At 45.4% G+C, this 15,647-nt stretch carries 12 protein-coding genes; 8 read left to right on the forward strand and 4 right to left on the reverse strand.

The window, feature by feature from the left end:
• Positions 1 to 60: 60 nt before the first annotated feature.
• The 3 genes from QZ735_RS04170 to QZ735_RS04180 form a co-directional block, all read right to left on the reverse strand.
• A complete protein-coding gene (locus QZ735_RS04170) occupies positions 61 to 888 on the reverse strand; it encodes an endonuclease/exonuclease/phosphatase family protein (RefSeq protein ID WP_294244578.1) in 828 nt (275 codons plus the stop codon).
• 147 nt (positions 889 to 1,035) lie between these two features.
• Complete coding sequence (locus QZ735_RS04175) at positions 1,036 to 3,234, reverse strand: M1 family metallopeptidase (RefSeq protein WP_294244580.1); 2,199 nt, start codon at positions 3,232 to 3,234, stop codon at positions 1,036 to 1,038.
• A gap of 81 nt (positions 3,235 to 3,315) precedes the next feature.
• The gene (locus tag QZ735_RS04180; RefSeq protein WP_294244583.1) at positions 3,316 to 4,197 is read right to left on the reverse strand and encodes an SDR family oxidoreductase; all 882 of its coding nucleotides are present in this window, start codon (positions 4,195 to 4,197) and stop codon (positions 3,316 to 3,318) included.
• Between the two features lie 181 nt (positions 4,198 to 4,378).
• Here QZ735_RS04180 and QZ735_RS04185 point away from each other — a divergent pair, with 181 nt between their 5' ends.
• From QZ735_RS04185 to QZ735_RS04195, 3 genes are all read left to right on the forward strand, one after another.
• On the forward strand, positions 4,379 to 6,676 hold the full coding sequence (locus QZ735_RS04185) for a GH92 family glycosyl hydrolase (RefSeq protein ID WP_294244585.1): 2,298 nt from the start codon (positions 4,379 to 4,381) through the stop codon (positions 6,674 to 6,676).
• 97 nt (positions 6,677 to 6,773) lie between these two features.
• A complete protein-coding gene (locus QZ735_RS04190; protein WP_294244588.1) occupies positions 6,774 to 7,781 on the forward strand; it encodes an aldo/keto reductase in 1,008 nt (335 codons plus the stop codon).
• A gap of 72 nt (positions 7,782 to 7,853) precedes the next feature.
• A complete protein-coding gene (locus QZ735_RS04195) occupies positions 7,854 to 8,750 on the forward strand; it encodes an AraC family transcriptional regulator (RefSeq protein ID WP_294244591.1) in 897 nt (298 codons plus the stop codon).
• A gap of 91 nt (positions 8,751 to 8,841) precedes the next feature.
• Here the strand turns inward: QZ735_RS04195 and QZ735_RS04200 are convergent, their stop codons facing one another.
• On the reverse strand, positions 8,842 to 10,179 hold the full coding sequence (locus QZ735_RS04200; protein ID WP_294244593.1) for a dihydroorotase: 1,338 nt from the start codon (positions 10,177 to 10,179) through the stop codon (positions 8,842 to 8,844).
• Between the two features lie 145 nt (positions 10,180 to 10,324).
• Between QZ735_RS04200 and QZ735_RS04205 the strand changes: the two genes are divergently transcribed.
• From QZ735_RS04205 to QZ735_RS04225, 5 genes are all read left to right on the forward strand, one after another.
• Positions 10,325 to 11,743, forward strand: a complete 1,419-nt coding sequence (locus QZ735_RS04205) for an oligosaccharide flippase family protein (RefSeq protein ID WP_294244595.1) — start codon at positions 10,325 to 10,327, stop codon at positions 11,741 to 11,743.
• 133 nt (positions 11,744 to 11,876) lie between these two features.
• Positions 11,877 to 12,893, forward strand: a complete 1,017-nt coding sequence (locus tag QZ735_RS04210; protein WP_294244598.1) for a sugar phosphate nucleotidyltransferase — start codon at positions 11,877 to 11,879, stop codon at positions 12,891 to 12,893.
• A 105-nt stretch (positions 12,894 to 12,998) separates the two neighbouring features.
• Positions 12,999 to 13,847 carry a DUF4292 domain-containing protein gene (locus QZ735_RS04215; RefSeq protein WP_294244600.1) on the forward strand — a complete coding sequence of 283 codons (849 nt, stop codon included), beginning with the start codon at positions 12,999 to 13,001 and terminating at the stop codon, positions 13,845 to 13,847.
• Positions 13,844 to 15,409, forward strand: coding sequence for a peptidoglycan DD-metalloendopeptidase family protein (locus QZ735_RS04220; RefSeq protein ID WP_294244605.1), 1,566 nt, complete (start codon positions 13,844 to 13,846; stop codon positions 15,407 to 15,409). Before QZ735_RS04215 ends, QZ735_RS04220 begins: the two co-directional genes overlap by 4 nt.
• A 30-nt stretch (positions 15,410 to 15,439) precedes the next feature.
• Positions 15,440 to 15,646, forward strand: coding sequence for a twin-arginine translocase TatA/TatE family subunit (locus QZ735_RS04225; RefSeq protein WP_294244608.1), 207 nt, complete (start codon positions 15,440 to 15,442; stop codon positions 15,644 to 15,646).
• Position 15,647 lies beyond the last annotated feature (1 nt).

Raw genomic sequence — 15,647 nt, forward strand, 5'->3', positions numbered from 1 at the left:
TGATATTCTGCCCTCCTGTCGTCCGGCCTTACCCGGAAGAGTGGCGGTTGTGTACAAAGCCTAAAACTGAAGTTCCGTAAGTACCGGGAAGTGATCCGACGGGTACAAAAGGTTTTCCCTCCTGTCATTGATATGGCGGTGGGATCTGATCCTGAATCCTTTTACAAAGATATAATCGATCCTTTCTTTCGGGATTTCATTAACATTAAATCCGGTAAACGTTCCTTTCGGGCCATAGTGTTTTGTTTCCGAATGATAAAAGGAATCCTGCAAGTTCCGGGACATGATCCTGATAGGCTCGGAATCTTCCGTAAGGTTGAAATCCCCGCTTACGGTTACCGGCAGATTTTGAGGATTGAGTTCTTTGATTTTCTTTAAAATCAGTTCCGAGGATTTTACCCGGGCTATGTTTCCGATATGATCAAAGTGAAGGTTCAGTGCCATGAATTCCTTTCCTGATTTTTTATCTTTGAATACGGCATAGGTACAGATCCTGTTCAATGCGGCATCCCATCCTTTGGACGGTTTTTCCGGGGTTTCCGAAAGCCAGAAGGTCCCGGATTTAACCGCTTTCAGCCGGTCCGTATCATAGAAGATGGCCGAAAATTCGCCTTTTTCTTTTCCGTCATCCCTTCCGACGCCTATATAGTCATAGTTTTTAAGCCCGGTCCGGATATCCTTCATCTGCTCCGGAAGCGCTTCCTGCACACCGAAATAATCGGGGTGATAATAGGTCAGCAAATCGGCAACATCCTGTTTTCTGTTCGGCCACGAATTTTCTTTGTCAGAATCCACATTCAGCCTGATGTTGAAGCTCATTACCTTCAGATCCTGTGAAAACCCTAACGCGAAAAGCATCAGGCCTACCATTGAAAATCTCAGTTTCATACGCATTTTATTTAATTATCAAAGTCACAAAAGTAAGATTTCTCCGGCAGGGAAAAGATGATTACAGGATTTTAATGGCAATTTACATTCACAAAAAAGCTCCGGAAATATTTTCCGGAGCCAGGTTCATTGATGATGAACGGTTTTTTATTCTTTGGTAAACTTGAATTCCTTTCCTCCCTGCTTGAAAGTCATACTTTTTTTATCCTGGCTGAAGATCATTGAAATCTGGGCCGGATCAAAAGTAAAGGTATTGTCTCCTGCGTACTCAAACGGGATTTCCGGCTGGCCGGCTGCCTGCCCGAAAAGCTGGTTGTTCTTCTCTGTAAAAGTGATTTTCACAGGCAGCTCTTTGCTTCCGAAAGTTCCCGTAAATTCTTTCAGGTTAATTTTTTCTGCAGGCTTCGCATTGGCAGAAGACCAGCTGTTGTTTTGCATATTCACATCGGGAATCAGGGAATCCGGATCCAGTTTCACCTGTTCTATTTCTTTTGCTGAGTTGATCTTGAACGTCCATTCCTTATTTCTTTTCCATACTTCAATCGGCAGTTTTACCGTTTGTGAAGTTCCGTCCTTGAATTTCACCTGCACGACGGTCGGCATCGGCAGCTGCCCGATGTTTTCCACTGTGATCTGGGCACCGTTCTTGAAATCCCCGTTCACATATTTCACGTTCTTCACGGCCTGGTCAACCTTCCACTTGTTAATGAACCATCCTCTCCAGAACCAGTTCAGTTCCTCCCCGGAAACATTTTCCATGGTATGGAAAAAGTCCCATGGCGTAGGATGCTTGAATGCCCAGCGGTCGATATAAGTCCTGAATGCCTTATCGAATTTTTCCGGTCCTAAAATCGATTCTCTCAGCACGCCCAGTCCGAGTCCGGGTTTGTAATACGCCAGAATGCCGATGCTGTTTTCCTTCATATTGTCCGGACCGACCATAACAGGCTCGAAACCGTCGTTCATCAGGAAAGCACCGCTCTGGGCTATGTTTTTCTTTTCGTAATATTCGCCTTTGTTGAAAGCTTCCGTTGAAAGTTCATTAATAAACGTATTGAAACCTTCATCCATCCAGGCAAACAGCCTTTCGTTGGACCCCACAATCATAGGGAACCAGTTATGCCCGAATTCATGATCGGTAACGCCCCAGAGTTCGCTTCCCTTGGAGTTCATGTGACAGAAAACAATTCCCGGATATTCCATTCCGCCTTCGTTTCCGGCAACATTGGTTGCTGCAGGATAAGTATATGGATACCATTTAGCAGAATAATGCTCAATAGCCGCTTTGGTATACTCGGTGGATCTTCCCCACGCTTCTTTCCCGGCACTTTCTGCAGGATAAGCGGAAACGGCAAGTGACTTTTTACCACCCGGAAGATTGATCCTGGCAGCATCCAGGATAAAAGCAGGCGAAGAAGCCCATGCAAAATCCCGGGCCTGGCTGATTTTGAATTTCCAGGTTCTGGTCCCGGACTGCGGATTTTTCGCCAGTTCAGATTCCGTACGGATCATTACGGTCTTATCGCTGCTTTTTGCCTGTTCCCATCTGTTGTTTTCTTCTTTGGAGTATACCTCTTTCGGATTCAGCAGTTCTCCCGAAGCCACAACATAATGACTTGCCGGAACGGTAATATTTGCGGTAATGTCTCCGTACTCCAGATAAAATTCCGAAGCTCCCAGGTAGGGCATGGTGTTCCACCCCAGTACGTCATCATATACGCACATCCTAGGGTACCACTGGGCTATGGTAAAGATTTTACCGTTTTTGGTATCTTCAATTCCCATCCGGTCGGAACCGTATTTAGGAGAAGTAAACGAGTACTCAATTTTAATTTTTGCCACGCCGCCACGGGATTTCAGCTCAGCCGGAAGATCGATCTGCATCCGGGTGTCGGTAATGGTATATTTCACGTCTTTCCCGTCCAGCTTTACTGACTTGATGCGGTAACCGCCGTCAAACTCTTCTCCATGCGCTCCGTTACGGCTTCCGGACACCGGAACCACGGAATTCCCTCTGGAATCTTTGGCAAAAAGGTTCTGGTCGAGCTGCAGCCATAAAAAACCGAGCTTATCGGGGCTGTTGTTGGTATAGGTAATCTCTGCAGTTCCGGCAATCTCGTTTTTCGCTTCGTCAAGGCTTACGTTCAGCTGGTAATCTGCCGAATTCTGCCAATACGCATGCCCGGGCTGGCCGCTGGCGGAACGGGTTTCCGTACCGGTCTGGGGATAGAAGAACGGCTTGAAGGCCTCTACATAGTCATATTTCGGGGCTTCCTGGGCTCGGGCCTGAGAAGTAAAAAGCATTACTGCGACAGCAGAAGCAAGAACAGGGAATTTAAAGTTCATTGAAATTATTTTTAACATATATCCAATAAGTCACAACAGGCTTACGTATTGTTACACCGTAGGTTTATTTTCACGACAGCGTCACTCCGATTTTTTGGACTTGATCATGGCTTCCAGCGCATCCCACATTTCCTGGGGGATCTCTTCCAGCATATTGAATTCACCGGCACCCTGGAGCCATTCGCCACCATCTATCGTTACCACTTCCCCGTTCATATAAGCCGAATAATCGGATACCAGGTAAGCGGCAAGGTTGGCCAGTTCCTGATGTTCCCCTACCCTTCTCAGCGGCACTTTTTTCCGCATATCGAATTTTTCCTGGAGGTCTCCCGGCAGCAGCCTGTCCCACGCCCCTTTTGTCGGGAAGGGCCCGGGCGCAATGGCATTAAACCGGATACCGTACTTGGCCCACTCTACCGCCAGCGATCTGGTCATGGCCAGCACTCCGGCCTTGGCACACGCGGAAGGGACAACGTAGGCAGAGCCCGTCCAGGCGTAAGTCGTTACAATATTCAGAACCGTACCCGGCGTTTTGGAATCGATCCAGTATTTCCCGATGGACAGCGTACAGTTTTTCGTCCCTTTCAGAACAATGTCAAGAATGGCATCGAATGCGGAATGCGTGAGTCTTTCCGTAGGAGAAATAAAATTCCCTGCGGCATTGTTCAGCAAAATATCAATTTTCCCGAATTCTTTCAGGGCGGATTCCTTCATGGCTTCCACCTCATCCCAGTTCCGTACGTCGCAGGCTACACAAAGCACTTTGCCTCCGGTTTCTTCTTCCAGTTCTTTGGCCGTTCCCCTTAACTTTTCCAGGTTTCTGGACGTGATGACCACTTTCGCACCCAGTTCAAGGAAATATTTTGTCATGGCCTTCCCCAGTCCGCTTCCGCCTCCGGTTACAATGGCTACCTTGTCTTGCAATGCTCCTTCACGAAGCATGGGCTGTGTATAAAGATTCATATTGTTTTGTTTTTAGTAAATGTAAGATTTTTAAGTTATTCAGGCTACCTTAAATAGTATGCAGGAAATAACAGGAACAGCCGGGTTTCAGGGAAATCACAAGACTCTTTTTCATCCTGTGATTCTGATAATAGGCCATCTTTTTAAATTTAAGTATATTTCTTCCCTGAAACTTATCCTTATGAAAATATCCGGAAGCGTTGTTTTCTGGATGCTGTTCCTCAGCATCTTCAGCAGTGCACAGTCACGTCAGGACCTTGCGTCTTATGTTAACCCATTCATCGGCACCGAAAAAATGGGCCATACGTATCCGGGAGCCACAGCCCCTTTCGGAGCCATACAGCTAAGTCCTGAGACCGATACCATCGCCTATTCGCTCAACGGAAAATACAATGGCGAGGTCTATAAATACTGTGCCGGCTACCGGTATGAAGACAAGACCATCACAGGCTTCAGCTCCACTCATTTCAGCGGGACAGGCCATTCTGACCTTGGCGATTTCCTGTTAATGCCTACCGTTGGCAAGCTGCAGTTAAATCCCGGGACGGCCTCCCAACCGGGAAATGGGTACCGGAGCCGGTTTTCGCATCAGAATGAATCAGCGGAAACGGGATACTACAAAGTCAGGCTGGACGATTATAACATCCTGGCTGAACTTACGGCAACAACAAGAGTCGGAGTCCACCGTTATACTTTCCCGAAGTCGGACCAGGCCCACATCATTCTGGACCTGATGGCCGGCATTTACAATTATGACGGCAAGAATATCTGGACGTATGCCCGGGTGGAAAACGGGACTACCATCACCGGTTACCGGCAGACAAACGGCTGGGCCAGGACAAGGACCGTTTATTTTGCTCTGAAATTTTCAAAGCCCTTCAAGTCCTACGGCCAGAAAAATTATGACGGGAAACAGGTGTATAACGGATTCTGGAGAAAATTCGACCAGACCCGGAATTTCCCGGAAATGGCAGGTAAAAACCTGAAGATGTATTTCGATTTCGATACGGAAGAAAAGGAAGCCGTTGAAGTAAAGCTTGCCATTTCCCCCGTAAGCCAGGCCAATGCACTGGACAACCTGGAAAAAGAAACCGGGAATCTGTCGTTCGATCAGGTAAGGGCACAAACCCGTGAAAACTGGAACAGGGAGCTGAGCAGGATCGTCATTTCCGGATCAGATATACAGAAAACCAATTTCTATACGGCCATGTACCACACCTTCATCAGCCCGACAACCTATATGGATGCCAACGGGGAATATAAAGGGCTGGACCAGAACATCCATAAAGCGGAAGGCTTTACGAACTATACTACCTTTTCAATCTGGGATACCTATCGTGCGCTTCACCCTTTTTTCAATATTATTCAGACCAGGAGAAATGGGGATATGATAAAATCGATGATGGCACATTATAATCAGTTCTCCATGAAAATGCTGCCCATCTGGTCCCATTATGCCAATGATAACTGGTGTATGAGCGGCTATCACAGCGTAAGCGTTGTAGCAGATGCTATTATCAAAGGAAATTACCCGGGTGATGCCAAGGAAGCTTTAAATGCCTGCGTAGAGACTGCCAACAAGAGAAATTATGAAGGCATCGGGTCTTATATTGACCTGGGCTATATCCCTGCCGAGAAAAACGGGACTTCGGTCTCCAACACGCTGGAATATGCCTATGACGACTGGACAATTGCCCAACTGGCAAAATATTTAGGGGAAAAAGAAATTTACAATACCTTCATCAAACGTTCCGGAAACTGGAAAAACAACTTCTCCGCCAGCACCGGATTTATGCAGCCACGCCTCGCAGACGGAAGTTTCGGAAAAGATTTCAATGCCCTGAGCACCCACGGACAAGGTTTTATTGAAGGTAATTCCTGGAACTACAGCTTCTTTGTTCCCCAAAATCCCGATGAACTCATCCTGATGATGGGCGGAAAGAAAAAATTCGCCTCCAAACTGGACGAATTGTTCACCATGCACCTGCCGGATGAGTTCTTTGCCGATACGGAGGACATCACGCGCGAAGGTATCATTGGTGGTTATGTCCACGGAAATGAGCCTGCGCATCATGTGGCCTACCTTTATAACTGGGCAGGGCAGCCATGGAAAACCCAGGCACAGATCAGGCGGATCCTGGAAATGCAGTACAAGGCAACTCCGGACGGATTGGGCGGAAATGATGATGCCGGGCAGATGAGTGCCTGGTACATCCTGAGTTCCTTAGGGTTTTATCCGGTAGCGCCAGGTTCAGATGAATATGCCATCGGAAGTCCGGCATTGAACGGAGCCGTATTGCATCTGGAGAACGGAAAAACTTTCGAGATAGAAGCCATTAACCAAGGCCCGGATAATGTTTATGTACAAAAAATACTTCTGAACGGTAAAGAGGTTAAAAATTTCACCCTGAAACATTCCGAAATAATGAACGGCGGAAAACTGAGTTTTTACATGGGCTCCGGGGCAAAGAAAAATTAATATTCCTTTCATCCGTATTTTGCTTACGGTATTCGGGGATTTGCAAACACCGGTTTCCTTAGTTCTGCTGACATTTGTATTATTAAATATCAATACGATGAATACAACAACTGTAAAATTAGGAAGCCAGGGACTCACCGTCCCGAATATCGGACTGGGATGTATGGGCATGACCGGTTTCGGAGAAGCGGATATGTATGGTAAAACCGATGAGAAAGAAGCCATCGCCACCATCCACCGCTCGCTGGAACTGGGAGGCAATTTCCTTGACACGGCTGATCTCTACGGTCCGTTTAAAAACGAGCAGCTGATTGCCAAAGCTATTGCCGGCAGCCGGGACCGGTACGTCATTGCCACCAAGTTCGGATGGGAAATCGATGACCAGGACCAGGTGACCTGGAAGATCAACGGCCGCAAAGACTATGTAAAAAAATCAGTGGAACGTTCCCTGAAGAATCTGAAAACCGATTATATCGACCTATATTATATGCACCGCCTGGACAAAAACACCCCTGTTGAGGAAACAGTAGATGCGATGGCCGAGCTGGTACGGGAAGGAAAAGTAAAATATATCGGTCTTTCGGAAGTCTCTTCGGAAACGGTGAAAAAAGCCCATGCGGTGCATCCGGTGTCGGCTGTGCAGAGCGAATATTCATTATTTGAGAGGACGGCGGAAGAAAAAGGCGTATTGCAGACGCTTGATGAACTGGGCATCGGCTTTGTCGCTTATTCCCCATTGGGACGGGGCTTTCTGTCCGGGCAGATCCGGTCTGTTGATGATCTTCCCGAAAATGATTTCCGCCGGGCGATCCCCCGCTTCCAGGAACAGTATTTCCATAAAAACATTGATCTTGTAAAAACCATGGAAGATCTGGCTACAGAAAAAGGGATCACCTCATCCCAGCTCGCCCTGGCATGGATCATCAGCAAAGGCATCCTCCCGATTCCTGGCACGAAGCGAAGAACTTACCTAGAACAGAATATGGCAGCTGCCCAAATTCATCTGAGCGATGATGATCTATCCAGGCTGGAAAGCATTGTCCCTTTGGGAACGGATACCGGTGCCCCGTATGATGAATTCAGCATGGGACTTCTCGATTATTAACGAAACCTCATAGGTTAAAAAAAAATGAGGTTTATGAATGTAAATCATTAATTTTATATCAAATCTGCCGCTATGCATACCATCCCCTCCATTTCCGCTTTTCACCGTCTGCTCTCCCTTCCGGAACCCAAGCATCCGATGGTGAGCGTCATTAACATGTCGGAGAGTATTTTCCTGGAAGATGAAACCTGGAAAGGATTCGTCAACCGGTTTTACTGTATAGCCCTGAAGAGGAATGCCCGTGGGAAAATACGTTACGGACAGCAGCATTATGATTACGACAAAGGCGTACTGAGCTTCACGGCTCCGAATCAGGTTCAGTACCTCGATGTAAAGACTATGGAATGCGATTCTGCAGGCTACCTGCTGATTTTCCACGAAGATTTTTTACTGAAGCACCCGCTGGCACAGGCCATCTCCGGATTCGGCTTCTTTTCCTATGCCGTTAATGAAGCCCTCCATCTCTCGGAAGACGAGGAAAATGACCTGCTTGAAATCCTCTTTAAAATCGATAAGGAATGCGGGCGCATCGACATTCATACCCAGGAGATCATCCTGTCGCAGATCGAGCTCCTGCTTAGTTATTCCAGGCGGTTCTACGAACGGCAGTTCATTACCCGCAGGAACGGCAATCACCAGCTGCTGGCAAAATTCGAACAGTTCCTTCATGACTATTTTGATAAGGAATCCTCTGAGAAGGGTATGCTGACAGTTCAGCAGATAGCCAGGGCCATGAACCTGTCACCGAATTATTTGAGTGACCTGCTGAGGGTTCATACGGGACAGAACACGCAGCAGCACATCCATGAGAAACTCATCAGCAAAGCCAAGGAAAAGCTGTCCGTCACCACACTTTCCGTCAGCGAGATTGCCTATGAACTGGGATTTGAACATGCACAGTCGTTCAGCACGCTTTTTAAGAAAAAAACAAAGATGTCACCCGTAGAATTCCGGCAGGCATTTGGCTGAAACAGCAGGAGTATAAAATAGAAGATATAAATAAAAAAGGGCTGCCGGAAAAATCCAGGCAGCCTTTATTATGATCATCCGTATCAGCCACTTATTCCCGGACCTCAAAAAGCAGCCGCTCACCGGCTTTTTGCTCATTAATTTTTCCGTTCTCAAAGACCAGGTTCCCGTTAACAAAAGTATGGGTGACTTTAGAATGGAAATTCATTCCTTCCAGCGGGCTCCAGCCGCATTTGTACAGGATGTTTTCTTTGGCGACCGTCCAGTCCTCGTCCAGGTCTACCAATACCAGGTCTGCTTTATATCCTTCCCTGATAAAGCCTCTTTTTTCAATTCTGAATAAGATCGCAGGGTTATGCGCCATTTTTTCAACGATTTTTTCCAGGGAAATCTTTCCGTTCTTGTAATTTTCCAGCATCACCGTCAGAGAATGCTGTACCAATGGCGCTCCGGAAGGGCATTTGGTATAAACGTTCTGCTTTTCTTCCCAGGTATGCGGTGCATGGTCGGTGGCAATCACATCAATCCTGTCATCCAGCAATGCTTCCCAGAGCCCATCCTTGTCGTGCCGGGTTTTTACGGCAGGATTCCATTTGATCAGCCCGCCTTTGGTTTCGTAATCTTCATTGGTGAACGTAAGGTGATGCACGCATACTTCTGCCGTTATTTTTTTATCTTTTAAAGGAATATCGTTCCTGAAAAGTGCGGTTTCTTTTGCCGTTGACAAATGAAAGACATGAAGCCTTGCTCCTGTTTTTTCCGCCAGTTCAATCGCTTTTGAGGAAGACTTGTAGCATGCTTCTTCGCTCCGGATCAGGTGATGGTATTTCACGGGAATATCTTCGCCGTATTCATCGATATATTTTCGGGTATTGGCCCTGATGGTCGCTTCGTCTTCGCAATGGACGGCAATCAGCATTTTTGTATTGCTGAAAATATTTTCCAGGGTTTCCGGGTTGTCTACCAGCATATTTCCGGTGGATGAACCTAGGAATAACTTGATTCCCGGAACATTGCGTGGATCGGTTTTCAGAACTTCCTCCAGGTTATCATTGGTTCCGCCCATCATAAAGCCGTAATTGGCATACGCTTTCTGAGCGGCGATCTCGTATTTATCAGCCAGTAATTCCTGTGTTACGGCGTTCGGAACAGTGTTGGGCTGATCGATGAAACTGGTAATTCCTCCGGCAATGGCTGCTTTTGATTCGGTTTCGATGTCCCCTTTGTGGGTCAGTCCGGGCTCCCGGAAATGCACCTGATCGTCAATCACACCGGGCATAAGGTATTTACCGCTGCCGTCAATGATCCGGTCTGCATCTTCAGCAATCCGGGCATCTATTTTAGTGATGACATCATGTTCAATTAAAATATCGCTTTCCGTAATCTTTCCTTCGTTAACGATCTTTACATTTTTAATTAAGGTCTTCATTCTTACTTTTTTACGATTGACTTTGCCAAAGTTGATGGCCCTGCCAGAGTTTTGATTTCCAAAATTAAGCTTTATGAATGAATTTTACCGGTGCCGGTTACAAATCAATTTCTAAATATTTACATTTGCAGAAAAATTTCAGATTTTGAAAAAACTTCTCAACGAAACAATTATATATGGAATCGGGGCTATTATGCCGAGGGTAATTGTTGTATTGCTGAATTATTTATTTATTAAAAATATCGATAACAGTGCATTTGCCATTTTCACCAATCTGTATGCGCTGATCTCGTTTGTCAATATTGTTCTTTCTTTCGGTTTTGAAACCGCTTATTTCAGGTTTTCATCCGATCAAGAGAATGAAGAGAAAGTCTTCAGCACTTCTTTCTGGTTCCTGACAGGCCTTTCCTCCGTTTTTCTGATTCTGGTCCTGCTGTTCAATCAGCCGATTGCTGAGGTATTGGGCTATTCCCATACTCCGGAATTTATCCGCTGGTTTGCCTGGATTGCATTCTTTGATAACCTGCTTGTCATTCCGCTGGCCTGGTTCAGGTTTAACAACAGACCTGTAAAGTACACGGCGGTACGGGTGATACAGGCGGTTTTCCAGAGTGCTTTTGCCATTGCCCTCTTCTTGTGGATTCCGCAGGACATAAGTTTACAACTGGGATTGAAGGAGAAAGTTGCCTATCCCTTTTACAGCAATCTGGCAGCCAGCTTTCTGGGTGTCCTGCTTGTGATTCCGGTGATCCTTAAAGTAAAATTTCAGTTTTCAAAAGACCTTTTCTTTCAGATGACCCGGTATTCCTGGCCTGTTATGATTGCAGGGCTGGCCTTTATGGTGAATGAAAACTTTGATAAATTCATACAGAGATTTATTATTAATGACGGTGATGCGGGAGCCTATGGTGGCTGCTATAAAATGGCCGTACTGATGACCCTGTTTGTAACGGCTTACCGGATGGGGATAGAGCCGTTCTTTTTCAAACAGATGCAAAATGAAAACGCAAAGCTCACGTATGCCAAAGTAACGGAATACTTTTCATTTTTCGCATCCATCGTTGCGCTGGGAATCATTGCCAATATTTCATGGCTGAAACTATTACTGGTTCCCAACAGCTCTTACTGGATTGCCCTGAATATTATTCCTGTCATCGTCATCGCCAATTTGTTCTTCGGGATTTATTATAATCTTTCCACCTGGTACAAAGTAACCGACAGGACCAGGGTGGGAACCTATATTTCCTGGACAGGTGCTGTTGTCACCATTATTTTAAATCTTGTGCTTCTGAGGCATTACGGCTTTATGATTTCCGCCTGGGTAACATTGGCCGCCTATTTCATCATGATGGTCCTTTCCTATTTCCTGGGACAGAAATATTATCCCATTCCTTACAGGATGAAGAAAATTTCTTTCTTTGTAGCCCTTCTGATTGCCTTCACTTATATCATTGCAGTATTTTTCGATTATAACATCTGGATCGGCAACCTGCTTTTTTTACTCTATGCCGGCATTCTGATCTATTCCGAGAAGAATCTCCTGCTTTCAAAAATCAGAAAATAAAGCGCCTCAACCTGAAGAAAACATTTCATTGATCAAAAATCAACCGGGCATTCAGAAAACAGACACTGCGCCATGCATGTTTTTTTTTAACTACCTTTATCAAAAATTAAACTAAAAAATACGTATACTTTTTATGAAAATTATTGTTCCTATGGCTGGGCGTGGTTCCCGACTGCGCCCTCACACCCTCACCGTTCCGAAACCGCTGATCCCGATCGCAGGGAAACCTATCGTACAGCGGCTGGTGGAAGATATTGCTAAAGTGGCAGGTGAAAATATTGAAGAAGTCGCATTTATCATCGGTGATTTCGGCCCGGAGATTGAAAAATCCCTGATTCAGATTGCTGAAAAACTGGGAGCCAAAGGAAGCATTTATTACCAGAACGATCCGCTGGGAACAGCGCATGCCATTAAGTGCGCGGAACAATCGATGAGCGGAGATGTGGTTATTGCATTTGCCGATACGCTTTTCCGTGCCGATTTTGTGCTGGATAAAAATTCAGATGGCGTGATCTGGGTAAAAAGTGTAGAAGATCCGTCTGCCTTCGGAGTGGTAAAACTGGATAATTACGGCTTTATTACCGATTTTGTGGAAAAACCGCAGACCTTTGTTTCTGATCTTGCCATCATCGGAATCTACTATTTCAACAGCGCTGAAAAACTGATGGAGGAAATCAATTACATCATGGCCAACGACATCAAAAACGGCGGTGAATACCAGCTGACCACTGCTCTGGAAAACCTCAGGGCCAAAGGGGCAAAATTCACCCTGGGCAAAGTAAACGACTGGATGGACTGCGGAAATAAGAATGCTACCGTGGAAACCAACAGTAAGATCCTGGCTTATGAAACCGAAACGGTATGCCATTTCCCGGCTTCGGCAGTCATTGAAAATTCCCTGATTATCCCGCCATGCTTTATCGGGGAAAATGTGCACATCTCCAATTCCAAAGTGGGTCCGGGCGTTTCTTTAGGCAATAACACCATTGTGGTAAATTCCAATATCGAAAATTCCCTGATCCAGGAAAATACCCGCATCAACCATGGAAACCTGTCCAATTCAATGATCGGAAACTCCGCTCAGTATTTCGGAGTGGCCCGTGAAATTTCTCTGGGAGATTATTCGGTTCTTGATTTTCTGTCAAAATAACATCCGCACAAACCTGACAGCCCATATAAATTCCAAACCACACAAAATTTCCTGTGTGGTTTGGCGTTAATATTGCAACCATTTTTAACCTGAAAAGATCATTTCATGAGAAACTGCATCATCGCACTGATAGTAATTTTTACGCTGACTTCCTGCAAAACCCGGGGAATATTCAGAAAAAAAGACCGGCAGGTAAAGGCAGACAGCAGTGTTGTTATCAATGACGGCAACAACCCTAAAGATGCCAATGAGCCTGTACGGGATAAATTTTCGTTCTATGAACATGTCCTCATTCCGCCTAAATTCGAGCAGATCAAAATCAGCAGCAAAGTAAATGTGGAAACCGGAAGTTTCATTCCTACCCTGGATGCCGTCATTTATATTGAGAAAGATAAAAAGGTCTGGATGAACCTTCAGGCCCTGCTCTTTACCGTGGCCCGCGGTATTGCCACGCCTGAAGGGATCAAAGGACAGGATAAAACCAGCAAGACCTACATTGATTCGGATTTTGATTACCTGAACAATCTGCTGAATGTAAACTTTATAGATTACCAGTCGCTGGAAAGAATTCTTACCGGAAGGACCTTTGTAAAGATCAATGATTCCCAGTTTACCTTAACCCGGAATGCCCAGGGGTTCAGAATGGTTTCCAACACCAACCAGAAAATTGTGACGGATGAAAAAACCAGGGAGTATAGAATTGCTTTACAGTATGATACGAATTACGACTTATTGAATGTAAGCCTTAAGGACGTCCTCTCTCCGGACGAACTGGAAATAGCCTATGGCAACTGGGAAGAAATCAATGGAATACGTCTTCCGAAAAATGTTAAAATAATTATAAAAGGTTCAAAAAGCAGCCAGATTTTACTGGAAAATACGAAATTTGATTTTTCTAGGATGGATACGCCTTATTCCGTACCGTCCAGTTATAAGAAAATCGAGATTCAATGATTAAAAAATTTAGCTTTTTAATAGGTATGGTCTTGTTTGGGCTGCATTATGGCCAGAGCAATAAAAAAGAACAGCTGCAGAAACAGAATGCCGAACTTAAAAAACAAATTGCCCAGATCAATACAGATTTAGCAAAAACCAGAAATGAATCTAAACTTTCTGTTGCTTATCTTGATAATGTAAACAAAAAGCTGGTACTCAGAGAAAAAGTATACAACAACACCCAAAAGGAAAAAAGATTCATAGAAGATGAAATCTATCTTCGTCAGCTTGATATCAACCATCAGAACAAAGAACTGAAAGTATTGCGAGACAACTATGCAAAAGTGCTCGTGAATGCTTACAAAAACAAAGGCGTCCAGAATAAGGTAACCTTTATTCTGTCTGCCAAAAATATGGGCGAGGCTATCCGCAGGGTCCAGTATTTAAAACAATACTCGGATTACCAGGATAAGAAAGCCGCTGAAATTTCAAATGCCGCGGCAAAAATCAAGCAGACCATTGCCATGAAGCAGAATGCGGTAAAATCCAAAGCCAACCTTTTGGTAAACCAGCAGAAAGACCTGGCAACCATTAATACGGAACGGGCTCAGAAGGAGCAGCTGGTGGCAGATTTTAAGAAAAACGAATCCAAACTGAGTGCAGAGCTCAGACAGAAACAAACCCAATCCAAAGCACTCGAAGGACAGATCAGGAGCATCATTGCTGAAGAAATCAGAATTGCAAAAGCGGAAGAAGAAGCAAGGAAAAAAGCAGAAGCCGAGAAAATCCGTCTGGCCAAGATAGCCGCTGAAAGGGAAAAGGCAAGAATTGAAGCGGAAAACAAAGCCCGGGCGGAAGCGCTTGAACGCGAAAGGCTGGCAGCAGAAGCTGAAGCGAGAAAAGCAGCTGAACTGGCAGCAAAAAGAGCGGAGGAAGAGCGGAAGCGTAGTGAGGAAGCCAAAAGGGCTGAAGCCACTTCAAGAGATGAGGCCCGGAAAGTAGCCGCACAGAAGGCGTCAGAAGAAGCAGCGGCAAGAGCCAAAGAAGCTACTGAAAAAGTGGCCGCCGCAAGGGCAGCGGAAACGGCACTCGCCAAGAAAAAAGAAGATGATAAAAAAGCGGCTGAAACCAAAGCAATGACCAGCTATGGAGTCACCACAGTGGCAGGAAGCAATTTTGCAGACAACAAAGGCCGGCTGGGGTATCCTGCAGACAGGGCAGGCCAGATCACGCACCGCTTCGGAAGACATCCTCACCCTGTATTTAAAAATATTGATGAGGAAAACAACGGAATCAAAATTTCCGTCCCTTCGGGTACAAGAGCCAGATCGGTCTTCCCGGGAAGCGTATCTTCCGTGCTGGCCAACAGTGACGGTACCAAAACGGTTATCCTGAAGCATGGAAACTATTTTACCATCTATTCCAACTTGGGAAATGTAACAGTTTCCAAGGGACAGCAGGTTTCCGCAGGAACACCGGTAGGCGTAATTGGCCAGGATTTTGACGGAACCTATACCCTGGATTTCCAGGTATGGAACGGAAGTACACCGGTAGATCCATTAGGTTGGATTTCCTATTAAAAAAAGAACTAACTTTGTAAAAAAATTGAAATGAATACATTAACAATATTGTCGCTGTCATGGCAGCACATCCTGATCGTAGCGATCATCCTGTTATTACTTTTCGGAGGTAAGAAAATCCCTGAATTAATGAGAGGGGTAGGTTCGGGAATCAAGGAATTTAAAGATGCCGTAAAGGAAGAAGACAAGCCGGGTTCTGAAAACAAAACCACGAACAACAATCCGTCAGGCAACTAAA

Origin of the sequence: uncultured Chryseobacterium sp., assembly GCF_913776365.1 — a bacterium.
In the GTDB taxonomy this organism is placed as follows: Bacteria; Bacteroidota; Bacteroidia; order Flavobacteriales; family Weeksellaceae; genus Chryseobacterium.

Bases quoted from the DNA above. Each gene is read 5' to 3' on its own strand.
- QZ735_RS04185 (WP_294244585.1), top strand. From the start codon at position 4,379: ATGAAAATATCCGGAAGCGTTGTTTTCTGGATGCTGTTCCTCAGCATC.
- QZ735_RS04175 (WP_294244580.1), bottom strand. From the start codon at position 3,234: ATGAACTTTAAATTCCCTGTTCTTGCTTCTGCTGTCGCAGTAATGCTT.
- QZ735_RS04195 (WP_294244591.1), top strand. From the start codon at position 7,854: ATGCATACCATCCCCTCCATTTCCGCTTTTCACCGTCTGCTCTCCCTT.
- QZ735_RS04210 (WP_294244598.1), top strand. From the start codon at position 11,877: ATGAAAATTATTGTTCCTATGGCTGGGCGTGGTTCCCGACTGCGCCCT.
- QZ735_RS04215 (WP_294244600.1), top strand. From the start codon at position 12,999: ATGAGAAACTGCATCATCGCACTGATAGTAATTTTTACGCTGACTTCC.
- QZ735_RS04220 (WP_294244605.1), top strand. From the start codon at position 13,844: ATGATTAAAAAATTTAGCTTTTTAATAGGTATGGTCTTGTTTGGGCTG.
- QZ735_RS04200 (WP_294244593.1), bottom strand. From the start codon at position 10,179: ATGAAGACCTTAATTAAAAATGTAAAGATCGTTAACGAAGGAAAGATT.
- QZ735_RS04225 (WP_294244608.1), top strand. From the start codon at position 15,440: ATGAATACATTAACAATATTGTCGCTGTCATGGCAGCACATCCTGATC.
- QZ735_RS04170 (WP_294244578.1), bottom strand. From the start codon at position 888: ATGAAACTGAGATTTTCAATGGTAGGCCTGATGCTTTTCGCGTTAGGG.
- QZ735_RS04190 (WP_294244588.1), top strand. From the start codon at position 6,774: ATGAATACAACAACTGTAAAATTAGGAAGCCAGGGACTCACCGTCCCG.
- QZ735_RS04180 (WP_294244583.1), bottom strand. From the start codon at position 4,197: ATGAATCTTTATACACAGCCCATGCTTCGTGAAGGAGCATTGCAAGAC.